Source organism: Pantoea eucrina, assembly GCF_001691555.1.
Taxonomy (GTDB): Bacteria; Pseudomonadota; Gammaproteobacteria; order Enterobacterales; family Enterobacteriaceae; genus Pantoea; species Pantoea borealis.
Window position 1 is genome coordinate 785375 of record NZ_MAYN01000008.1, and the last position, 21272, is coordinate 806646.

Annotated in this window: 18 protein-coding genes and 1 tRNA gene; 12 read left to right on the top strand and 7 right to left on the bottom strand. The window is 56.7% G+C overall.

Going from position 1 to position 21272, the window contains the following annotated elements:
* The first annotated feature begins 190 nt into the window (after nucleotides 1–190).
* The 3 genes from dacD to tmaR all read left to right on the top strand — a co-directional run bounded on the left by dacD (nucleotide 191) and on the right by tmaR (nucleotide 3085).
* Nucleotides 191–1360, top strand: coding sequence for a serine-type D-Ala-D-Ala carboxypeptidase DacD (gene dacD, locus BBA90_RS09745; RefSeq protein ID WP_065648952.1), 1170 nt, complete (start codon nucleotides 191–193; stop codon nucleotides 1358–1360).
* A 174-nt stretch (nucleotides 1361–1534) separates the two neighbouring features.
* Nucleotides 1535–2593, top strand: a complete 1059-nt coding sequence (locus BBA90_RS09750) for an FUSC family protein (protein WP_065648953.1) — start codon at nucleotides 1535–1537, stop codon at nucleotides 2591–2593.
* 171 nt (nucleotides 2594–2764) lie between these two features.
* On the top strand, nucleotides 2765–3085 hold the full coding sequence (gene tmaR, locus BBA90_RS09755) for a PTS system regulator TmaR (RefSeq protein WP_065650448.1): 321 nt from the start codon (nucleotides 2765–2767) through the stop codon (nucleotides 3083–3085).
* Nucleotides 3086–3121: 36 nt separating this feature from the next.
* Here tmaR and BBA90_RS09760 read toward each other — a convergent pair whose 3' ends face one another.
* Both BBA90_RS09760 and BBA90_RS09765 read right to left on the bottom strand, forming a co-directional pair.
* Nucleotides 3122–4189 carry a LacI family DNA-binding transcriptional regulator gene (locus tag BBA90_RS09760; protein ID WP_065648954.1) on the bottom strand — a complete coding sequence of 356 codons (1068 nt, stop codon included), beginning with the start codon at nucleotides 4187–4189 and terminating at the stop codon, nucleotides 3122–3124.
* Nucleotides 4190–4257: 68 nt separating this feature from the next.
* On the bottom strand, nucleotides 4258–5043 hold the full coding sequence (locus BBA90_RS09765; protein WP_065648955.1) for a phosphate/phosphite/phosphonate ABC transporter substrate-binding protein: 786 nt from the start codon (nucleotides 5041–5043) through the stop codon (nucleotides 4258–4260).
* Between the two features lie 217 nt (nucleotides 5044–5260).
* Here BBA90_RS09765 and BBA90_RS09770 point away from each other — a divergent pair, with 217 nt between their 5' ends.
* Nucleotides 5261–6283 (top strand): LLM class flavin-dependent oxidoreductase, encoded by a 1023-nt coding sequence (locus BBA90_RS09770; RefSeq protein WP_065648956.1) that lies wholly within the window; start codon nucleotides 5261–5263, stop codon nucleotides 6281–6283.
* A 428-nt stretch (nucleotides 6284–6711) separates the two neighbouring features.
* Here BBA90_RS09770 and BBA90_RS09775 read toward each other — a convergent pair whose 3' ends face one another.
* From BBA90_RS09775 to BBA90_RS09785, 3 genes are read right to left on the bottom strand one after another with little or no spacing between them, the layout of a single operon-like run.
* Nucleotides 6712–7539: a glycosyltransferase family 8 protein gene (locus BBA90_RS09775; RefSeq protein WP_065650449.1), complete on the bottom strand. Its 828-nt coding sequence runs from the start codon at nucleotides 7537–7539 to the stop codon at nucleotides 6712–6714.
* A gap of 20 nt (nucleotides 7540–7559) precedes the next feature.
* On the bottom strand, nucleotides 7560–8942 hold the full coding sequence (locus tag BBA90_RS09780) for a D-arabinono-1,4-lactone oxidase (protein ID WP_065648957.1): 1383 nt from the start codon (nucleotides 8940–8942) through the stop codon (nucleotides 7560–7562).
* A 60-nt stretch (nucleotides 8943–9002) separates the two neighbouring features.
* Complete coding sequence (locus tag BBA90_RS09785) at nucleotides 9003–9662, bottom strand: TetR family transcriptional regulator (RefSeq protein ID WP_065650450.1); 660 nt, start codon at nucleotides 9660–9662, stop codon at nucleotides 9003–9005.
* A 182-nt stretch (nucleotides 9663–9844) separates the two neighbouring features.
* Between BBA90_RS09785 and BBA90_RS09790 the strand changes: the two genes are divergently transcribed.
* The gene (locus BBA90_RS09790; RefSeq protein WP_065648958.1) at nucleotides 9845–10957 is read left to right on the top strand and encodes a hypothetical protein; all 1113 of its coding nucleotides are present in this window, start codon (nucleotides 9845–9847) and stop codon (nucleotides 10955–10957) included.
* Nucleotides 10958–11073: 116 nt separating this feature from the next.
* Here BBA90_RS09790 and BBA90_RS09795 read toward each other — a convergent pair.
* A tRNA-Asn gene (locus tag BBA90_RS09795) sits at nucleotides 11074–11149 on the bottom strand.
* A gap of 511 nt (nucleotides 11150–11660) precedes the next feature.
* Between BBA90_RS09795 and BBA90_RS09800 the strand changes: the two genes are divergently transcribed.
* From BBA90_RS09800 to BBA90_RS09830, 7 genes are all read left to right on the top strand, one after another.
* Complete coding sequence (locus BBA90_RS09800) at nucleotides 11661–12584, top strand: sugar ABC transporter substrate-binding protein (protein WP_065648959.1); 924 nt, start codon at nucleotides 11661–11663, stop codon at nucleotides 12582–12584.
* Nucleotides 12585–12617: 33 nt separating this feature from the next.
* A complete protein-coding gene (locus BBA90_RS09805; protein WP_065648960.1) occupies nucleotides 12618–14102 on the top strand; it encodes a sugar ABC transporter ATP-binding protein in 1485 nt (494 codons plus the stop codon).
* Between the two features lie 14 nt (nucleotides 14103–14116).
* Nucleotides 14117–15148 (top strand): ABC transporter permease, encoded by a 1032-nt coding sequence (locus BBA90_RS09810; protein ID WP_065648961.1) that lies wholly within the window; start codon nucleotides 14117–14119, stop codon nucleotides 15146–15148.
* Nucleotides 15149–15488: 340 nt separating this feature from the next.
* Nucleotides 15489–16406 (top strand): nitrogen assimilation transcriptional regulator NAC, encoded by a 918-nt coding sequence (gene nac, locus BBA90_RS09815; protein WP_065648962.1) that lies wholly within the window; start codon nucleotides 15489–15491, stop codon nucleotides 16404–16406.
* A gap of 122 nt (nucleotides 16407–16528) precedes the next feature.
* A complete protein-coding gene (gene cbl, locus BBA90_RS09820) occupies nucleotides 16529–17488 on the top strand; it encodes an HTH-type transcriptional regulator Cbl (protein ID WP_065648963.1) in 960 nt (319 codons plus the stop codon).
* Between the two features lie 60 nt (nucleotides 17489–17548).
* A complete protein-coding gene (locus BBA90_RS09825; RefSeq protein WP_065648964.1) occupies nucleotides 17549–18382 on the top strand; it encodes a GNAT family N-acetyltransferase in 834 nt (277 codons plus the stop codon).
* Nucleotides 18383–18489: 107 nt separating this feature from the next.
* Nucleotides 18490–20271, top strand: coding sequence for a thiamine pyrophosphate-requiring protein (locus BBA90_RS09830; RefSeq protein WP_065648965.1), 1782 nt, complete (start codon nucleotides 18490–18492; stop codon nucleotides 20269–20271).
* Between the two features lie 159 nt (nucleotides 20272–20430).
* Here BBA90_RS09830 and BBA90_RS09835 read toward each other — a convergent pair whose 3' ends face one another.
* On the bottom strand, nucleotides 20431–20901 hold the full coding sequence (locus BBA90_RS09835) for a transposase (RefSeq protein ID WP_065648966.1): 471 nt from the start codon (nucleotides 20899–20901) through the stop codon (nucleotides 20431–20433).
* Between the last annotated feature and the right edge of the window lie 371 nt (nucleotides 20902–21272).

Consider the following 21272-nt stretch of genomic DNA (forward strand, 5'->3'; position numbering starts at 1 on the left):
TATCCTGGATTGAAAAATCAACCCACAGAATAGTCGGGCGTTTCAGCCAGCACAACCCTCATCCGCCGCGCTGCGGGCGGACCTGCACTTTTTCTGTACGGGACATACTTTTTTTCAATTTATTCAGATATCAAAGCGCCATTTGCCGTACAACGTGCGGCGGTAAATTCATTTTTAAACTGAGGACAATGTGTTGAAAAGGCGTGTGTGGGTAACTCTTTCTGGATTAGTGGTGATGGCATCAATGGCGCAGGCGGATGACAGCCTGCCGTTTCCCGTGACGGCGCCGGGTATTGATGCCGCATCATGGGTATTAATGGACGCTACCACCGGGCAGATCCTCACTGCCGGCAATCCGGATGCAGAGCGTAATCCCGCCAGCCTCACCAAGCTGATGACCGGCTATGTGGTCGATCGCGCGGTCGATCAGCATAAAATCACCCGGGATGATGTTGTCACCGTGGGCAAAGATGCCTGGGCGGCGGGCAATCCGGTGTTCAAAGGCTCCTCGCTGATGTTCCTCAAGCCGGGCGATAAAGTCACGGTACGCGATCTGATGCGCGGGGTTATTATCGATTCCGGTAATGATGCCTGCGTGGCGCTGGCAGACTACGTGGCCGGCAGCCAGGAGAGTTTCGTCACCATGATGAATCACTATGTGCAGAAGCTCGGACTGACGCATACGCATTTTGAAACCGTACACGGCCTCGATGCACCGGGCCAGCACACCACGGCCCGCGATCTGGCGGTGCTGTCACGCGCCATTATTAATGGCGAGCAGGACTTTTACGCTATGTATAGCGAGAAAACCCTGAGCTATAACGGCATTACGCAGAACAACCGTAATGGCCTGCTGTGGGATCAGCATCTGCACGTAGACGGGATGAAAACCGGCCATACCGAGAGCGCCGGGTTTAACATTGTCGCTTCCAGCGTTGAAGGCCGCCACCGGCTGATCGCGGTGATCATGGGCGGCAAAAGTTCCAAAGGGCGCGAAGAGCAGGCGCGCAAACTGCTGACGTGGGGGCAAAGCAACTTTGATACCGTGCAGCTGTTCCATGCCGGCAAGAAGATCGGCAGCGAAAACGTCTGGTACGGCAATCCGCATAAAGTCGAGGTGGGTACCACGCAGGATATCTATCTGTCGCTGCCGCGCAGCGAAGTGGCTAACGTAATGGCGAAATATGTTATCGATCGCAAAGATCTCACCGCACCGCTGAAAGCCGGCGAGCAGATTGGTGAAATTCAGGTACTGGATAAAGATAAACAGCTGGCAAGCTATCCGCTGTATGCGCTGCAGACGGTGGAAGAGGCGGGCATCGTGACCCGTATCAGCGACTACGTGAAGCGTAAACTCTGATCGGGTTAACCGTGGCGTTATCGCTGCGTTTCTGTTTTGAAAGCAGAATGTGACGCCACTGTTATCTGATGTATGCGAACATAAAAAAAGCGGGAAAAAGCGGCGGCAGGGGCTGAAGCCTGCTGCCATGCCAGGGTAACATAGCGCGCAAATTTTTCCCGTTCCCGGATAACCATGTTACGCGCTGACAAGCCTGTCTCGTCGATTGAATTCTGGTTCTACCGCCACTACCGCGCCGTTCACGGTGTGCGTATCGCTATCGCCTTTGTACTCTGCTTCCTGTTTGTCAGGCTGACGAATATTCCTGAAGGCACCTGGCCGCTGATTACGCTGGTGGTCGTGATGGGACCCATCTCTACCTGGGGTAACGTACTGCCGCGCGTGATCCAGCGTATCAGCGGAACCTTTGCCGGGCTGATTTCCGGTCTGATTGCGCTAAAGCTGGAGCTTATCTCGCTGCCGCTGATGCTGGTCTGGTGCTTTGCGGTCATGATTGTCTGTGGCTACCTGACGCTGGGCAAGCATCCCTATATGGCCCTGCTGATTGGTATCACGCTCGGCGTGGTGGTGGGGGCGCCGGCCGGTGATTTCACCGTGGCGCTGTGGCGCGGCGGCGATGTCATTTTAGGCTCGCTGATGGCGCTGCTGTTTAGTGCCATCTGGGCGCAGCGTGCCTACATCCACTGGCGTATTCAGCTCTCCGATGCGTTTGTCAGCATGGCAAAGATCCATCACGCCGGTTTTTCACCCAATCTGGTCGAGAAACCGCGTCTCAGTCCGCGCTTTCAGAAGCTGCTCAGCAGCGTCATCAGAATGCGTGCGCTGCTGGAGCCCGCCAGTAAAGAGACGCGCATTCCGAAATCGGTGTTTGAGGCGATCCAGACCATCAACCGTAACATGGTCAATACCATGCAGATGCAGATTGAAGCCTGGTGGGCCTCACGTGAAAGTCATCTGCTGCTGCTGAATGCACCCGCGCTGCGGCGCACGCAGCAGATGACGGAAGAGACGCTGAACGCGCTGGCGCTGCTGCTGCAAAAAGGGGAGACGGAACAGGTTATCGCTAACAGCCACGCGCTGGAGGAGATTGTGCAGGAGCTGGAGGCGCTGATCGCCAGCGGCAGCGCGCAGCTGGAAACCACGGCGATATACGGCTACGTCTGGCTAAGTCTGGAGCAGGCGCGGCAGCTGGAGCGTATGACCGATCTGGTCCGGCTGGCGCTGCGCAAATAGTTTTCTCTGGCAACCACTTAGTGCGAATTGCCCTTTCTTTGCGCTAAGATAAGAGCCAGTCTGAAATTTGCTGTGAGAATTGCTAACCCGGCTCAACAGCCGCTAAGCTACAACTCTTGACGTTATATGACTATTCCGCCTGCTGCGGCAGGCCTTAAGAAAGGTGCCAACATGGAAAATGCCAAGCAATCATTTCAGGACGTGCTGGAGTTTGTGCGTATGTTTCGTCGTAAAAACAAACTGCAGCGCGAAATTCACGATAACGAAAAGAAAATCCGTGATAACCAGAAACGTGTGTTGCTGCTGGATAACCTGAGTGAATATATCAAACCCGGCATGAGCGTGGAGGCGATCCAGGAAATTATCGCCTCTATGCGCGTGGACTATGAAGATCGCGTGGATGAATACATCATTAAAAATGCCGATCTGTCGAAAGAACGTCGCGATCTGTCGAAAAAACTGAAAAGCATGGGTGAGCCGAAAGAACACTAAGTGCAGCGGTAAGGTTTCACTGTGACAAGGTCGCCATTATGGCGACCTTTTTAATGCCTGCGCCAGTGCCTGCAGCTGGCGGGCAATTTCGCCCGTATCGACGCCATTGTGCTGCGGAGCGGCCGTGGTTTCACGCAGAACAAGCTCCGTCTCCAGCGGCAGCGCGCGCAGCGTTTGTCCGGCCAGCTGCGCCAGGATCCGCTCCACGCTGATACGCCCCAGCTGCTGCAGATCCTGCCGGACGGTGGTCAGCGGTGGCTGGTACCAGGCGCTCTCTGCGGTGTCATCGTAGCCAATCAGCGAGATATCCGCCGGGATCGCGACGCCGTGCTGGTGCAGCGCGCGCATTGCCCCCAGCGCCATCTGATCGTTAGCGACCAGCAGCGCCTGCGGCAGCCGATCCGGCAGCAGGGTAAGCAGCGCCTGATAGCCGGACGCCGCGCTCCAGTCACCGTCCAGAACACAATAAGGCTGCAGCTGATGGTGTGCCAGCGCCCGCTGCCAGTCAGCAAAGCGGGCGCGGGCCGACGCTGAGCGCGCCGGACCGTTCAGCACGCCAATTTCACGGTGACCCAGCGCCACCAGATGATCCACCGCCTGCTGTGCGCCGCAGCTGCTCTGATACTGACACTGCGGTACCGGCGCACAGGTTTCGACATCGAGAAACAGGGCGGGTTTACTGCCACACTGCTGCTGGATCTGTGCCGCCTGTCCGGCATCCAGCGGCAGGTTAATCAGCAGCGCATCAACGCGCTGCGCCAGCAGCTCATTAACCGTATCCTGCGCGGCACTCTGTGCATTAGCCATGGCGATCACCAGATGATACCCCCCGGCAGCGGCCCGTTGCTGAATCGCAGAAGCGATCTGTGCCGGTGCCATCAGCGCCAGATCGCTGGTGGCCAGTCCCAGCGTGCGCGTTGCCTTACCCGCCAGCTGTTGCGCCACCCGATTGGGCACGTAGCTGAGTTCTGCCATCGCCGCCTCTACCCGGGCACGCGTGCGAGCTGAGACCTGTGACGAATGGTTTAGTACCCGGGATACCGTTTGATATGAGACGCCAGCCAGGCGGGCGACATCATCCAGCGTTACAGAGCGCGCGGTCATTACATTCTCCTGAATTGACTGCGGCGAGTGTACCAAATTTTCCCGGTTGTCACCTGTTCCTGCGTTGTTCAGAGCCGGGTCACGCCCAGTGCCGCCGCCTGCTGCTCCCATGCGAGGACCTCATCATAGTAACTGCGGCAGGGCACTGAAAAACCGTTCAGCAGATTGGCCTGCATCAGCGGTTTAAAATCCTCAACGTTGGCCAGTTCAAATAACGCGCTGCGCAGCTTTTCCAGCAGCAGACTGTCGGTGCGGGCAGACGTAATAAGCGGCAGGGCCGGACAGAGCGGCGTCTCGCCAATAATGGTCACCCCGGCCAGCGCCTGCGGCTGATATTTTTGCAGCAGCGCCCAGGTAATACAGTCAATGGCCGCGATATCTGCTTCGTTACGGCGCAGCGCCGCCAGCGACTGCTGATGGCTGCCGCTAAAGTGCGTTTCTGCAAAAAACTTACCGTGCCGCGCAAGCGGTGCGATCGCATAGCGCAGGGCGTTATAGCCTGAGTGAGAGTCAGCGCTGTTGCATACGGCACGCCGTCCGCGGAAATCCTCCAGCATGCGATCGTCCTCCTCCCGGCGTACCACCAGCCAGCTGCGGTAACGCAGATCCTCACAGCCCGGTGCACACGACTGCAGCGTGCCGACCAGCTGTACCTCTGGCAGCTGACTGACCAGCGCATAGCCGCAGGTCTGGCTTAGCAGCAGATTGTCGTCGTGCCAGTGGGTGAGCAGATCGTCCGGTGCAACCACCTGTGCTGTCACATCGCGTTTTGCCAGCAGTTTCAGTAGCGCATCGGTAGTTGCCGCCGTTGTCGCGCTGTCGATGTCATACATAGGTAAAGAGATAAGGTGCATAAGGCATCCCTGAGTGCATCAGTCTGTTTGGCAAATCGGTGTTTTAAAGATAGCTGAGATTGATAGGCGAGAGGGTGGGTGCGGTTGTACAAAAAAGTTGAAGATGCGCACGAAAACTATTGGCTATCACTCATCACCGTGCTGGCGTACCCTTTGTTTATCGATTTATACATAGGTAACGTCAGGCGATTCTGTCGCTGGCGGGGAGTACTGAAACATGAAAAAAATTGGTTTTCTCTCATTCGGTCACTGGACGCCATCACCCCATTCTGCCACCCGCTCGGCGCAGGATGTACTGCTGCAGTCTATTGACCTTGCGGTCGCGGCAGAAGAGCTGGGGGCAGACGGCGCCTATTTCCGCGTCCACCACTTTGCCCGCCAGCTGAGTTCGCCTTTCCCGCTGCTGGCTGCGGTGGGGGCAAAGACCCGCCGTATTGAAATCGGTACTGGCGTTATCGATATGCGTTATGAAAATCCGCTCTATATGGCAGAAGACGCGGGCGCAGCCGATCTGATTTCCGGCGGCCGTCTGCAGCTGGGGCTGAGCCGCGGTTCGCCGGAGCAGGTGATTGAGGGGTATCGCTACTTCGGGTTTGATCCCCGCGCCGGCGAGAGCGACGCGGATATGGGGCGCCGGCACACGGAAGCGCTGCTGGACGTGCTGCGCGGTGAGGGATTTGCAAAGCCAAATCCCCAGCCAATGTTCCCGAATCCCCCAGGGCTGCTGCGTCTGGAGCCGTTCTCTGAAGGCCTGCGCGAGCGTATCTGGTGGGGATCTGGCTCAAATGCCACTGCCGTCTGGGCCGCAGAGCAGGGAATGAATCTGCAGAGTTCCACTCTGAAAGATGATGAAACCGGCGAACCGTTCCATGTGCAGCAGGCACAGCAGATCCGTGCCTACCGCGCAGCATGGGCTGCCGCAGGCCATCAGCGTGCGCCACGCGTGTCGGTGAGCCGCAGTATCTTTGCGCTGATGAATGATACCGATCGCGCTTACTTCGGCCGCGGCGGTCAGGATCAGGATTCAGTTGGTTTTCTGGATGAGAAGACGCGCGCCATTTTCGGCCGCAGCTATGCAGCCGAGCCGGATCGCCTGATAAAGATGCTGGCAGAAGATGAGGGTATTGCAGAGGCAGATACGCTGCTGCTGACTATTCCAAATCAGCTCGGCGTGGATTACTGCGCGCACGTTATCGACAGCATCCTTACCCACGTCGCCCCGGCGCTTGGCTGGCGTTAACCTGCCGCATATAAAACCAGGGCCGCATCAATGCGGCCCCTACGGTACATCATCATTGCAGGGGCGCCATTCATGGCGCCCTGGCCGCAAATGAAACCAGGGCCGCAATAATGCGGCCCCTACGGTACACCATCACCGCAGGGGCGCCATTCATGGCACCCTTTGCCGGGTATGAAACCAGGGCCGCATCAATGCGGCCCCTACGGTACACCATCACCGCAGGGGCGCCATTCATGGCGTCCTGGCCGTAAATGAAACCAGGGCCGCATCAATGCGGCCCCTGCGGTACACCATCACCGCAGGGGCGCCATTCATGGCATCCTTTGCCGGGTATGAAACCAGGGCCGCAATAATGCGGCCCCTACGGTACACCATCACCGCAGGGGCGCCATTCATGGCGCCTTGGCCGCGTATGAAAACCGGCGCCGCTATGCGGTACCACGCTCCCACCACAGTTTGTCCAGCGCATAATAACGGTCGCGTTCTTCTTCCGGCTGGGTGAGATCGCGCTTCCACGGCTTGGCGAGGATATAGTGCAGGTTTTTAACCTTATCCTGCTGCCACATGGCGCTGTGCTGAAAGGGCAGCGTCTTTAGCGCGTTATAGATGTAGGAAAGCGGCAACCAGCGGCCAGCAAACACTTCATTCAGCAGATCCTGCTCCGAGAAGGGATAGCGTTTAAGATCGTCAATCTCCTGCACTTTCTGCTGCAGCCAGCTGAACACGGCGTTATCCGGTTTCAGCACCAGAAAACCGCCGTTAAGATAAGCGTCGAGCGTGGCAGGTGCCGCTTCGCCCCGGTCATGCCAGGTATAGTGACAGTTTTCCGGCTGCCAGCTGGCCGGATAGCTGGCAATCTGGTTTGGATTACAGCGGCAGGCGTGACAGGCGGCCAGCGCATATTTACCCATATCCAGCGTAAACAGCTCATCCATGTTCTGCAGAACCAGCATATCAGCATCCAGAAAAACCACGCGCTCATAGTCGGTCAGCTCCCACGCGCGTAATTTGCTCCACACCTCGCCAAACTGTGCCGACGCGTAGTGCTGCTCCAGCGCGCTGTCGGGCATCAGCGGCGCAACAGGCTTAATCACACAGCCTGCAGCCTGCAGCGCAGCGCGCGTCCCGGCATCGATCGCATCCGTGACCATCACAACCAGCGGCCAGCGGGTTTCACTGCGCTGAAGCGAACGGTGCAGCGCTTTCACGCCAATAACATAATCGGGCTGCGTCAGCAGCGTTACCCAGGCGAACATATTCTCTCCCTGTTCAGACATCAGTCAAAAAGCGCAGTGGTGTAGTCGTTGCTGAAACGGCGGGTGGGATCCAGCGTCTCACGCACCGCGCGGAAAGCATCCCACTGCGGATAAATATCGCGCCACTGATAGCGCTGCGGATCGTAATATTTCCCCCAGTGCGGGCGTCCGCCTTCAGCTGCCAGCAGTTTCTCTACTTCCGTCAGAAAATGCAGACCCTCCTGCGACAGCGAGCCATCATCCGCGTAGTACACGACAAACCCAAAGAAGCAGGAGGGCTGCTGATGTGACGGGCTCAGCCAGCCTTCTGAGGCGCCGGTACAGCGCAGGATAATCGGGTAGTGCATGTGCGGCTGATTTTCGGCATACCAGGCTTTAATCTTGCTGATAACCTGCGGCGTTTTATCGAGCGGCACGGCAATTTCTACGTTGATCTGCGGGACCGCGATGCCGCGACAAAAAAGCTGATAAATATCGCCGCTGACATCGGTGAAGTCGCGAAAGCGGGTAACGGTGCGGAACTGTTTACCGCCTTTGCCGTGGATTTGCGTATCGCGGTGCATCTGGGCCAGCGTCTGATCAATGGTATGGTTCAGGCTGCTGTCGGCGTTATCGCCATGCTCAATCACCTGACGTCCATTGGCGTGCCAGGCCTGCGTATCCTCTTCGCTGGCCTGCTCAGCGTTCCAGACATGCATCAGGTTGTCATCGACAAACCACCAGGCTTTACTCAGCTCATAGTCACGGTTCCACTTCAGCAGATCCTGCTCCAGCGCATCGGCGCTGACGGCAAATTTATAGCAGGTAAATAAGCGAAACGGCTGGGTGCGCAGCGTAACCGCAGTTACCACGCCAAGCGAACCCAGGGCAACCTGCGCTGCCGGGAAGTCAGGCTCGCCGCGCGCAAACTCACGCACGCTGCCATCGGCCAGCACCATGCGAATGCGCAGCGCTTCATCCGCCAGCGAACTCTGCTGTAATCCCTGACCATGGGTCCCGGTCGCCAGCGCACCCGCCAGCGTCTGCACGGCAATCACGCCGGGGGAAGAGGCGAGCATGCGATCGCGCGCGGTTAAAGTGTCATACACCGTTTGCAGCAGCGTACCGGCCGCAAAGGTAATGGTGTGGTCATCTTCAGCCAGTACGCCGGTAAAGGCGCTCAGGTCGAGCAACAGATCGTCGGGTTGCACGCAGAGCATCCGGCCTGGCGACAGCCGGCTGCCCATCAGACGCACTTTTCCGCGCGTATCGCGCAGCAGCTGCTGCAGCTCAGCTTCCGTTTGTGGCTGGTGCAGCTGCTGACGCTGGCCCACCACAGAGTTCTGCGCCCAGTTCCAGAGGGCTGTATCGTGTTCAGTATCCTGGGTGTTGCGTAACGGATAGAGAAGGGCATCTTTGTTCACTTCAGTGTTCCTTAGTCTCAGGTCTGTGACCGTCCCGTTGATGAGATCAAGCGTAGACCATCACAGCGAACCCGCAGACGACGGGGCCTGGCGAATGTAACGCAGCGTTGCCGTCACCGCCAGTTGACGGTTGCGGCGGATGGTTTCCGCTTCGCTGTCGTCAGGCGTGAACAGCGTATGAAAGGTATAGCGGTTCGACACATGGTGAACGCAGATACTGCTGATAAGGCGGTGCACATCCACGCTGCTGAGGTCGCGACAAAACAGTCCCTGCTGCTGGCCACGCGTCAGTATCGCTTCAAGCAGTTCGAGCGCGCTGCGGTTAAGCGTTTTGATCCGCTCAGACTGCATGATATAGCGGCCGCGCAGCAGGTTTTCGCTGCAGACCAGCCGCATAAAATCCGGATGCGCCACATGATAATCAAAGCTCGCCTCAACCAGTTTGATCATCGCCTGTTCCGGTTCGAGCATGGCAAGCTGCAGGCTGGTTTCATGCTCGCGCATGGCGCGATACACCTGCTCCAGCACCTCAATGTAGAGCGCTTCTTTGCTGGTGAAGTGATAAACCACCATGCGCTTCGTGGTCTGCGCCAGCGCTGCAATCTGCTCCATGCGCGCGCCCGTCAGGCCATATTCGGCGAAAACAGAGAGCGCAGCCGCAATGATACGGCGCTTTAATCCTTCCGGATCGTTTTTGCGTTTACTGGGGGTCTCAGACATGGTTTTCACAGCGTTGATCAAAAACCCCATGATAACACAGGCATACTCCAGCCCGGACAGCAGTACGTGTGGCGCGAAGCCAGCCAGGGACGTTGAACCATAAGGAGCGAATTTAGAGAGCGCGCGGACAGGAGATCATTTTAACTATAGGGCTGTTTTTTAGACGCAGTTCAGGAGAAATTATGTCAGTTCCCGCTTTAATCAGTACCAAAGAAGCTTCCCGACTTAGTGCATATGCCATGGGTATAGGCAGTGAATTAAATATGAAAGATGTTGCCAGACCTAAAGGTATGCTGGAACACCTTGTTAATATATTTACGCTTGGTGGCGTCAGAAGAGAAAAAGAGGAAGTTTATAAGTCAGTGATAGCTCAACTTAGAACCGAACTTCGGGACAGAAAAGCTACACCAGAGTCACTGCAAAACATGGGGAAAATAGAGCTACATCTCAATAAAATGGACATTACGCTAAGGCCAGATAGCCGGTACAACGCAATGCAGATTACCGTATCCAGAGGCAGTGAAAAGGCAGAAAGTTTTGTACCTGACAGCAATTTTACTGTTCTCTGTTCATCGATTATGCTCAGGGAAAAATTAGGGCTGAGCAGAGAGAATGATCTTCTTACGCCCGAAGGAAAGATTAATCTGTCAGATATTACCGATAGCAGATCATCTTTTGATAGTGTTGTAAAAAATTTAATGGATATACCAGTTCCGTTGAGGTGTAACCTATCAGAATCAGTTCAAAAGAGTCTGAATATTATTGAAGATAGTAATACAGGGATATATCATATATCTGCACAAGTTTTTAGCCTTGATTCAATTTTGCAGGTAGATATAGAAGAAGACTATTTTAAAAATAGCGATTTAGTATATTTCGTTGATTCTGCAGCCCTGAATGGAGCTGATGCAGATATGAGAGGAAGTCGCGCTGTAAATGAACATTCACAAAAAGAAGCTATAACATCAAATTATATCAACATGGATAAGGAAGAGGAAGAGCCCTCTGAGGAAATAAAAAAGTATAATGAAGCTAAGCACTCTGTCAGCAATCAATCAGAATCACAGGTAAATATCTTGCCGAAAACCGCTACATATAACGAAACCTCGCCTCCTGTTTTATCGTGGGAGACAACCGGAGCGGATTCCGGTTTCGCGACAGGATATATGACTGGAACAAATTTAGACAGCGACACGTTAAGTTATTCTTCCACGCTTGAAGGAGATGCCGAAAGCAATACATCTCTTTATCACATTATGCGAAGCTACGAAGACGTGTTGGTTAAAGTCAGTTAACACTCCGCAAAGCCTGACCCTTCGGGCCAGTCTGGCGCAGTACCAGCCAGTACCACATCAAAACGCAACACAGCAAAAAGCCCGCTCAGGTTTCCCTGAGCGGGCTTTTCTAATTCTGGCTCCTCTGACTGGACTCGAACCAGTGACATACGGATTAACAGTCCGCCGTTCTACCGACTGAACTACAGAGGAATCGTGTGAACGAGGCGAATAGTAGCGAGCGCGATCCCGCTTGTCAAAGCTGTACTGCACACTTTTGGTTTAAGTGCGCGCAAAAGCACCATTCTGCTGCTTTTCTGCCTGATGTGGTGGCAAAGCAAACTGCCAACAGGATCTCAATTCAGAGGCATTTCCGCTGAGATGTTAGAGGCGTGTCAAATTTTTGCGGTTTGCTGATTTTAAAACAACTGTTTCAGTGCTTTTATGATGAAAATTTCATATGAAGCAAGTATGAAACAAATGAACTGCTTATCATCACGCCGGAAACTACTTTTTAACAGGCGGCGGTGACAGCAAAATTAACCTGTTGATAAGGAGCGCGTTCTTCAGAGCAACATCAGCTGGCTTCAGCGCGAAAAGTGCAACTATCCGAAATCTGTACCCATAAATAACGCCAGTCGCGGTGCGCAAAGGCAAAAGATTTTTTTCATTTACCTGATGCATCATGCTGTGCGTGCGTTAACTAACAATAAGAAGGTGCCCTATGAAATTTAAAAAAGCGTTAGTCACTTCCCTGTTAGCCTGCATGTTGCCCGCTGCGGTTATGGCGAAAGATCTGCAGGTTGGTGTCTCAATGGCGCTGTTTGACGACAACTTTCTGACCATTCTGCGCACGGCAATGCAGAAAGAGATGCAGAAAGATAACGTTAAAGGCCAGCTGGAAGATGCCAAAGGGGACGTGTCGCAGCAGCTGCAGCAGGTACAGAACTTTATCGGGCAGGGCGTGGACGCCATTATCGTTAACCCGGTGGATACCAACGCCGTGAAACCGATCATGGACGCGGCGAAGAAAGCGGATATTCCCCTGATCTTCGTTAACCGTAAACCTGCCGGTGAACTCACAAACAAAATGGCGTATGTCGGCTCAGACTCAGAGCTGGCGGGCCGCCTGCAGATGGAAGCGCTGGCCAAAGCGATGAACGGCAAAGGCAACGTGGCGATCCTGATGGGTGATTTAGCGAACGAATCAACGCGCGACCGCACCAAAGGCGTGGAAGCGGTGGTAGCGAAATATCCTGATATCAAAGTGGTGCAGAAGCAGACGGCAAAATTCACCCGTAACGACGCGGTGGATGTGGTCAGCAACTGGATGACCGCCGGCGATGACATCCAGGCCATCGCCTCTAACAACGATGAAATGGCGATTGGTGCCCTGCAGGCGCTGGGCAAAAACCCGAACCATATCCTGATTGCCGGCGTGGATGGCACCCCGGATGCGCTGCAGATGCTGAAAAACGGCAAAATGGTCGCCACGGTTTTCCAGGATGCCAAAGGGCAGGGTGAAGGCGCGGTGCGGGCTGCTGTCAGCCTGGCCAAAGGTGAGAAAGTTGAGAAAGTGATCAACATCCCTTATCAGCTGATCACCAAAGAGAACATGGCGCAGTTTGAGAACCGCAACCAGAAATAACCGCTCCCCCCTTAAGCCGTATGGAGGTGATGTATGACCGCTTTTGCGCTTGAAGCCGAAGGCATCAGCAAGTTCTTCCCCGGAGTGAAGGCACTCGACAATGTCTCACTGCGAATCAGGCCGGGGTCGGTACATGCCCTGATGGGCGAGAATGGCGCAGGCAAATCCACGCTGATGAAATGCCTTATCGGGATTTACCGTCCCGATAAGGGCACTATCCGCATCAAAGGGGAACCCGTGCAGTTCCAGGACACCATGGACGCGTTGCGTTCCGGCATCTCAATGATCCATCAGGAGCTGAACCTGGTGCCGCATATGACCGTGGCGGAAAATATCTGGCTGGGGCGTGAGCCGATGAAGTTTGGCTTCGTCGATCACGCGCTGCTGAACCGCCAGACGCAGGAGTTGCTTAATAAACTCAATATTCGCCTCAAAGCGGATCGCATGGTGGGCGAGCTGAGCATTGCGGCGCAGCAGATGGTGGAGATTGCCAAAGCGGTATCATGGAACTCTGACGTGGTGATCATGGATGAGCCCACCTCCGCGCTCACCGAAACCGAAGTGGCGCATCTGTTTACTATCATTCGCGACCTGCGGGAGCAGGGCAAGGCGATTATCTATATCAGCCATAAGATGGATGAGATCTTCACTATTACCGATGAAATCAGCATCTTCCGTGACGGTACCTGGGTCGGAAGCAACGATACCAGCGCGTTTACGCGGCAGTCGTTGATCACCCAGATGGTGGGGCGCGAGCTGACCCAGCTGTTTCCGAAATTCAACGGCACCATCGGCGAAGATGTGCTGACGGTGCGCGGCCTGACCAGCAAAGATCGCTTCAGCGATATCAGCTTCAGCGTACGCAAAGGGGAGATTCTGGGCGTCGCCGGGCTGGTGGGTGCGGGACGCAGTGAGGTGATGGAAAGCCTGTTTGGTATGGAGAGTTATGACAGCGGTGAAGTGCTGATCGATGGTGTACCGGTCAGCATCGATTCGCCCTCTATGGCCATTGAAAAAGGCATGGCGTTTCTCACTGAGGATCGCAAAAAGTCGGGGCTGTTTCTGGTGCTGTCGGTGATGGAGAACATGAGCATCGTTAACATGCCCGATTACACCGGCAAAAGCGGCTTTGTCAGCCATGTGAAAATGGCGCAGGACTGTATGGATCAGATCCGCAAGCTCAATATTAAAACGCCGACCATGGATCAGATCATCAATAACCTCAGCGGCGGTAACCAGCAAAAAGTGCTGATTGCGCGCTGGCTGCTGGCGCAGCCGAAGATCCTGATTCTGGACGAACCGACCCGCGGTATCGATGTAGGGGCCAAAGCCGAGATCTACCGCCTGATCAGTGAACTCGCTAATCGCGGTGTGGCTATCATCATGGTCTCTTCTGAACTGCCGGAAATTCTCGGCATGAGTGACCGCATCATGGTGATGCACGGCGGGCGCATAACCGGCATCCTCAGTAAAGAAGAGGCCGACCAGGAAACCATTTTGTCGCTGGCATCTGAGTGAGGCTTGAGATCCCTATGAATAATGTAAAAGCTACGGCCCCGCAGGCCACTGAACAAAGCTCTTTCTTCAGTAATCTGCGCCATAAATTGCCGAAAGATACCGGCATTTTTGTGGTGATGTTAGGCATTGCGCTGATTTTTGAAATTGCCGGCTGGTACGTACGCGATCAGTCTTTTCTGCTCAACACCAACCGTTTAGTGCTGATTGTCCTGCAGGTGGCCATTATCGGCATTATCGCGGTCGGCGTTACGCAGGTGATCATCACCACCGGCATCGACCTCTCCTCCGGCTCCGTTATCGCCCTGACGGCGGTGGTGGCGGCCAGCCTGGCGCAGACCTCAGAAAGCCTGTCGCCAATGTTCCCCTCGCTGGTTAACCTGCCTGCGGCCATCCCCATCGGCGCCGGTATCGGTGTCGGACTGCTGTGCGGCGTCATCAACGGCGTGCTGATCACCCGTACCGGTATTCCGCCCTTTATCGCCACGCTGGGGATGATGGTATCCGCGCGCGGCCTGGCGCAATACTATACGCAGGGTAATCCCATCAGCTTTCTGTCAGACAGCTTTACCTCGATTGGTCAGGGTGCAATGCCGGTTATCATCTTCCTGGTGGTGGCGTTCCTGTTCCATATCGCGCTGAAACATACCCGCTACGGCAAATATGTCTATGCCATTGGCGGCAACATGACATCAGCCAAAGTGTCCGGCATCAATGTTAATAAGTATCTGATCATCGTCTATACCATTGCCGGTGCGCTCTCAGGCCTGGCAGGCGTGGTACTGGCAGCGCGCGTCAGCAGCGGTCAGTCAAGCATGGGGATGGCGTATGAGCTGGATGCGATCGCAGCCGCGGTTATCGGGGGCAGCAGCCTGATGGGCGGCGTGGGGCGCATCACCGGCACGCTGATCGGTGCCGTGATCCTGGGACTCATCAAGAGCGGCTTTACCTTCGTCGGTGTAGACGCTTATGTGCAGGACATTATCAAAGGCATGATTATCGTTGCTGCGGTGTCAATTGATATGCATCGCAACCGCAAAAAACGCTAAGTCACCGCTCTCTGCGGCACAACTGACCCCGGCAGGGCCGGGGTCAGGCCGGAGGCAAAAACAACGTACCGGTTTCCTGTCATCACTTTTTTGCACGTCTGCCTTGCAGGTTTTGCACCAGCAGAGTGCATGTCGTCCTCCGCTTTACCCGCCCGCTGCGGCACCGGCACACTCTGCTTCCTTTCAGGTAATCACAAAAGCTTATTTTCCAGTCTTTTAATCTCTGTGATACGCCGTTTTTTTCCGCGATGAAATAACTGGCCTGCTTATTGCAAAACTCTGTTTATCGGCCAGCAGGCCACACGCCCTTAACGGGTAAACCGGAATTGACGGAGGCAACATGAACTTAAGACGGCTGAAGTATTTTGTGAACATCGTCGATATCGGCAGCCTGACCCGCGCCGCCGAAGTACTGCATATTGCGCAGCCGGCCCTCAGTCAGCAGGTGGCAACGCTGGAAAGCGAACTGGATCAGCAGCTGCTGATCCGTACCAAGCGCGGCGTAACGCCTACCGACGCGGGTAAAATTCTCTATGCGCACGCCCGCACCATATTACGTCAGTGTGAGCAGGCGCAGGCCGCCGTCAGCCAGGCGGGCCAGACGCTGACCGGACAGGTTTCTATTGGTCTGGCACCCGGCACGGCGGCCTCCGCTCTGACCATGCCGCTGCTGCAGACCGTGCGCGAGCAGTATCCGGATGTGCTGGTGTATCTGCATGAAAACAGCGGCAGCTCACTGAACGATAAAGTGCTGAACGGTCAGCTTGATATGGCCGTGCTCTACGATCGCGCGCCCACGGCTGGCGTGACCAGCCTGCCGCTGCTGAAAGAGGAGCTTTACCTGGTCGGCGCAACCGCCTGCCCGGGGTCAGCGGTGGATCTGGCCGACGTCGCGCAGATGAACCTGTTTCTGCCGCGTGACTACAGCGCGGTGCGCAAGCGGGTAGATGAAGCGTTTTCACTGCGCCGTCTGAGCGCGCGCATCATTGGCGAAATTGAATCGATCGCCACCCTGACCGCCGCGGTGTCCAGCGGGCTGGGCGTAACCGTGCTGCCGGAATCCGCTGCCCGGGCGCTGGTCAGCTCAACCCACGCCTGGATGGCCCGCATCACATCACCCTCACTAACGCTGCCGCTGTCGCTGAACATGTCTGCGCAGCTGCCGCTCTCGCCTGCGGCACAGGCGGTAAAAACCATTCTGCTGTCGCTATTGAATAAGCCCACTGTCGCCGATCGCGAGCTGATGCTGGTGGGCTAAAAACGGCCTGTCGCAGCCACACGCCTTATTACTAAACCGCATAACAGGCGGTTTTTTATTATTTGTTGTATTTAGTTCCGCTCCCTACCATGGCGAAAACCGTGCCAGAAAGGAGAGAGGGTGTGAATTTCCAGCAGCTTAAAATTATACGGGAAGCCGCCCGCTGCGACTTCAATCTGACCGAAGTCGCCAATACGCTGTTTACCTCGCAGTCCGGTGTCAGCCGGCATATCCGCGATCTGGAAGATGAGCTGGGCGTGGAGATATTCATCCGGCGCGGAAAGCGTCTGCTGGGCATGACAGAGCCGGGTAAAGCGCTGCTGACCATTGCCGAACGCATTCTGGATGAGGCAGGCAAAGTGCGGCGTCTGGCCGATGTATTTACCAACGAGACCAGCGGCGTGCTGACGATCGCCACCACCCACACGCAGGCGCGTTACAGCCTGCCGCGCGTCATCAAAGCGTTCCGCGAGCTCTATCCCAACGTGCGGCTGGAGCTGAATCAGGGCTCGCCGCAGGAGATTGTTGCGATGCTGCTGGCAGGCGAAGCGGATGTCGGTATCGCCTCTGAGCAGCTGGTTAACCATGCCAGCCTGGCGGCTTTTCCCTGGTTCAGCTGGCATCATTCGCTGCTGGTGCCGCCCGGTCACGACCTGCTGCAGCAGCAGCCGGTGTCACTTGAAAGCCTGAGCGCCTGGCCATTGGTCACGTACCGGCAGGGGATCACTGGCCGATCACGCGTTGACCGGGCGTTTCAGGCAGCCAGCCTGCGGCCTGATATTGTCCTGAGCGCGCAGGATTCTGACGTGGTGAAAACCTATGTGGAGCTGGGGCTCGGCGTGGGGATCCTCGCCGATCAGGCGTGCGATATCTATCAGGGCGACCATCTGGTCAGGATTGATGCCCGCCATCTGTTTGAGGCTAACACCGTGTGGCTTGGCCTGAAGCGCGGGCAGCTGCAGCGCAACTATGTCTGGCAGTTTCTGGAGCTCTGCAACGCCAACCTGTCGCTGGAGGAGATCAGGCGTCAGGCGCTCTCATATGAGAGTGAGGAAGAACCCGCGCTCGATTTTCAGATCTGAGACTGTCAGGCACGGCCGCGGTATGGCACTCTTCTTCTGCATTCATTAAGGGAGAATCGCATGAGCATGACGTTGCGTGATATTACGGCGACAGATGCCGCGGCTGGCCATGCCCTGACGCAGCAGGCGGGCTGGCCACACCGTATTGAGGACTGGCAGCAGCTGATTGCGCTGGGGGAAGGTGTTGTGATGGAAGAGGCGGGGCGGGTGACCGGCTGCGCGCTTGGCTGGCGCTGGGGAAGCACGGCTGCCACCATCGGCCTGGTAGTGGTGGACCAGACCGCGCGCGGACGCGGCATCGGGCGCAGGCTGATGCAGGCGCTGATCGCGCGTTTCGCCGGCTGTACGCTGCGCCTGCATGCAACGGAAATGGGTAAAGGCCTCTATGCACAGCTGGGATTCAGGGAGTGTGGTCAGGTATGGCAGTACCAGACCGCGGCGTTAGCCGCACCTCCCGCTGTACCGCTGCCGCCTGCGCTGAGGCTGGAACCGGCGTGCAGCGCAGCGTATGCGGATATGTGTGCGCTTGACCGGCAGGCGACCGGTCTGCAGCGTGCGCGTCTGCTGCAGCAGTTGCTGCCCGGCAGCGTGCTGGTGCGCGATGCGCAAAGCGTGCAGGGTTTTGCCAGTCTGCGGCGCTTTGGCCGCGGGTGGACGATCGGCCCGGTTATTGCCCGCGACGGTATCGTAGCGCAGGCGCTCATTGCCGCGCTGCTGCACACGCTGACCGGTCAGTTCGTCCGGCTTGATACGCCTGACGCCGGGCTGGCGGCCTGGCTGGCAACGCTGGGTCTGCAGCAGGTCGACGCACCGCACATCATGGTGCACGGCACCCCCTGGCGCACAGCAGACGACATACACTGTTTTGCGCTGGTCTCTCCGGCACTGAGTTAGCGTGTCATCCGGCAGCGTCAGCAAACCTTAATCCGGCAGATTCTCCGCACGCCCGTTTCTGTCAGCTACCCTTAAAAGCTGACAACAGCCTCTAAGGGAGCAGCGGGATGAGTAAAAAAACCAGCGATTTTTTTGTCGAGCGTCTGCAGGCGTGGGGCGTCACGCGCATTTACGGCTATCCGGGTGATGGTATCAACGGCGTACTGGGCGCCATTCAGCGCGCCAACAAAGCGGGTGCCGGTATTGAATTTATTCAGGTGCGTCATGAAGAGATGGCGGCGTTTATGGCCGCCGGGCACGCCAAATTTACCGGTGAGCTTGGCGTTTGCCTCTCTACCGGCGGACCGGGCGCTACCCATCTGCTGACCGGCCTTTATGATGCCAAAATGGATCATGCGCCGGTGCTGGCGATTGCCGGACAGGCTGAGGCGACCGCGCGCGGTGCCAGTTATCAGCAGGAGATGAACCTCGATCGCGTGTTTTCTGATGTCGCCAATTTCGTGCAGGAAGCAGCCGCGCCAGCGCAGATCCAGCATCTGGTCGATCGCGGCGTGCGTATCGCAAAAGCGCAGAACGGCGTGGCGGTGCTGATCCTGCCAAAAGATATTCAGGATGAAACCTGGCAGCCGCCGCAGCATGCGCACGGCTTTACCCACTCGGGCCCCGGCTATCAGCGACCGAAAATCGTCCCGTATGAGGCGGATCTGCAGCGCGCGGCAGAGGTACTCAACGCCGGCAGCAAGGTGGCGATCCTGATAGGTGCAGGCGCACGCGGTGCGGCAGTGGAAGTCGTCCAGGCCGCGAACCTGCTCGGTGCGGGCGTTGCCAAAGCGCTGCTGGGCAAAGATGTGCTGCCGGACGATGCACCTTTTGTCACCGGATCGATTGGCCTGCTCGGCACCAAACCGTCGTGGGATCTGATGCAGGAGTGCGACACGCTGCTGATGATCGGCACCGGTTTCCCGTGGACCGAATTTTTACCCGCCGAAGGCAAGGTGCGTGCGGTACAGATTGATATTGACCCGGCAATGCTGGGCCTGCGCTATCCCTGTGAAGTTAACCTGCACGGGGACAGCGCCGAAACGCTGCGGGCGCTGATACCGCTGCTGCAGCATAAAAGCGATCGCCACTGGCAGGAGCAGATCGCGGTGCAGGTACGCGACTGGTGGCAGCTGATGGAGGAGCGGGCGCTGGCGCCGGCTAACCCGGTCAATCCACAGCGGGTGGTGTGGGAGATGTCGCCGCAGCTGCCGGAAAACGCTATCGTCACCTCTGACTCCGGCTCCTGCGCCAACTGGTTTGCGCGCGACTATCGCGTGAAGCAGGGACAGCGCGCCACCCTGTCGGGCGGTCTCGCCTGTATGGGCGCCGCCGTGCCGTTTGCTATCGCCGCCAAATTTGCTTATCCCGATAAACCGGTTGTGGCGCTGGTCGGAGACGGGGCGATGCAGATGAACAATATGGCTGAACTCATCACTATTCAGAAATACTGGCAGCAGTGGGCCGATCCGCGGCTGATTGTCTGCGTGTTTAATAACCAGGATCTTAATCAGGTCACCTGGGAGCAGCGCGTGATGGAAGGTAATCCACGCTTCGAGGCGTCGCAGCAGCTGCCCGATGTGCCTTACGCGCGCTTTGCCGAAAGTCTCGGCCTGCAGGGGATCGTGGTTGATAATCCGGATGAGTTAGCCGCCGCCTGGCAGCAGGCGCTCAGCGCAACCCGTCCGGTGGTGCTGGAGGTGAAAACCGATCCGGAAGTGGCCCCGCTGCCGCCGCATATCACGTTTAAGCAGGCGAAATCGTTTATGGCATCCATGGTAAAAGGCGATCGTGGGGTGGCACAGATTATCGGTGACACCGCCAGCCAGCTTATCCGCCCTAAACGCTGATCCCGCCGGGTCTCTGTCTGTTATCCGGGCGCCATAAATGGCGCCCCTACGGTTACAGCGGTGCCGGTTATCCGGGCGCCATAAATGGCGCGCCTGCATATCTATCGTAGGGGGCGCATTCATGCGCCCCTGGCTTCGTTTATGCGCCCCTGGCCTCGTTTATGCGCCCCTGTTTTTATCCCGCGGTTCCCGTACAAACAACCGATCCAGCTCCCACTTCAGTGGATTCTCTGCAATATAACGGCGAACCGCGTCCAGCTCCTGTTCCGTACGGATAACGCGGTCATAAAAGCCGCGCTGCCATAAAGGCACCCCGGCGCGCCGTGAAATACCTGCTTTAAAGTGATTAATAATGGCTGATAACGAACAACGATTACCCGGATGCAGCCAGATAATGCCGTGCAGATGATTGGGCATTACCACAAACGCATCTGTTGCCAGCGTGCTGTAACGGGCAGAAAGGCGCTCCCACTCTTCGGTCACGCAGAGGCCGGCTGGCGAAGCGTGCAGGCTGCCGGGCAGGATCTCCCCCAGCCGTAACGCGCGCTGTCGGGTGACCAGGGTAATGAAATAAGCGCCGGGTGTACGATAATCAAATTGCGTCAGACGCGGATTTTTACGGTTTCGCATTGTGCCTCCCTGAGCCGCTATTTTCTCTTTCCAGCGCAGAAAGGCGAGTCAATCACGTTAACAATGCGAGATGTCGCGAAAAAGTAAGGGCGCCATCAATGGCGCCCCTACGGGTAGGGCGGTGCCGGTTATCTGTGCGCCATAAATGGCGCTCCTGCATATCCACCGTAGGGGGCGCATTCATGCGCCCCTGGCTTCGTTCATGCGCCCCAGGCCCCGTTTATGCGCCGTACTTCATTGTTGCCAGGGCGCCATGAATGGCGCCCCTACGGGTAAGGCGGTGCCGGTTATCCGGGCGCTATTAATGGCGCCCCTGCAGATTTATATTCGGGCGCGATAACCAACGCATTCCCGGTGCTCGTAGGGGACGC

What these genes read in the sequence shown, in the direction of transcription:
- BBA90_RS09825 (WP_065648964.1), top strand. Translation starts at nt 17,549, where the DNA reads ATGAGCATGACGTTGCGTGATATTACGGCGACAGATGCCGCGGCTGGC.
- BBA90_RS09770 (WP_065648956.1), top strand. Translation starts at nt 5,261, where the DNA reads ATGAAAAAAATTGGTTTTCTCTCATTCGGTCACTGGACGCCATCACCC.
- BBA90_RS09775 (WP_065650449.1), bottom strand. Translation starts at nt 7,539, where the DNA reads ATGTTCGCCTGGGTAACGCTGCTGACGCAGCCCGATTATGTTATTGGC.
- BBA90_RS09750 (WP_065648953.1), top strand. Translation starts at nt 1,535, where the DNA reads ATGTTACGCGCTGACAAGCCTGTCTCGTCGATTGAATTCTGGTTCTAC.
- BBA90_RS09830 (WP_065648965.1), top strand. Translation starts at nt 18,490, where the DNA reads ATGAGTAAAAAAACCAGCGATTTTTTTGTCGAGCGTCTGCAGGCGTGG.
- BBA90_RS09800 (WP_065648959.1), top strand. Translation starts at nt 11,661, where the DNA reads ATGAAATTTAAAAAAGCGTTAGTCACTTCCCTGTTAGCCTGCATGTTG.
- BBA90_RS09805 (WP_065648960.1), top strand. Translation starts at nt 12,618, where the DNA reads ATGACCGCTTTTGCGCTTGAAGCCGAAGGCATCAGCAAGTTCTTCCCC.
- BBA90_RS09765 (WP_065648955.1), bottom strand. Translation starts at nt 5,043, where the DNA reads ATGCACCTTATCTCTTTACCTATGTATGACATCGACAGCGCGACAACG.
- BBA90_RS09810 (WP_065648961.1), top strand. Translation starts at nt 14,117, where the DNA reads ATGAATAATGTAAAAGCTACGGCCCCGCAGGCCACTGAACAAAGCTCT.
- tmaR (WP_065650448.1), top strand. Translation starts at nt 2,765, where the DNA reads ATGGAAAATGCCAAGCAATCATTTCAGGACGTGCTGGAGTTTGTGCGT.
- nac (WP_065648962.1), top strand. Translation starts at nt 15,489, where the DNA reads ATGAACTTAAGACGGCTGAAGTATTTTGTGAACATCGTCGATATCGGC.
- BBA90_RS09790 (WP_065648958.1), top strand. Translation starts at nt 9,845, where the DNA reads ATGTCAGTTCCCGCTTTAATCAGTACCAAAGAAGCTTCCCGACTTAGT.
- BBA90_RS09785 (WP_065650450.1), bottom strand. Translation starts at nt 9,662, where the DNA reads ATGTCTGAGACCCCCAGTAAACGCAAAAACGATCCGGAAGGATTAAAG.
- BBA90_RS09760 (WP_065648954.1), bottom strand. Translation starts at nt 4,189, where the DNA reads ATGACCGCGCGCTCTGTAACGCTGGATGATGTCGCCCGCCTGGCTGGC.
- BBA90_RS09835 (WP_065648966.1), bottom strand. Translation starts at nt 20,901, where the DNA reads ATGCGAAACCGTAAAAATCCGCGTCTGACGCAATTTGATTATCGTACA.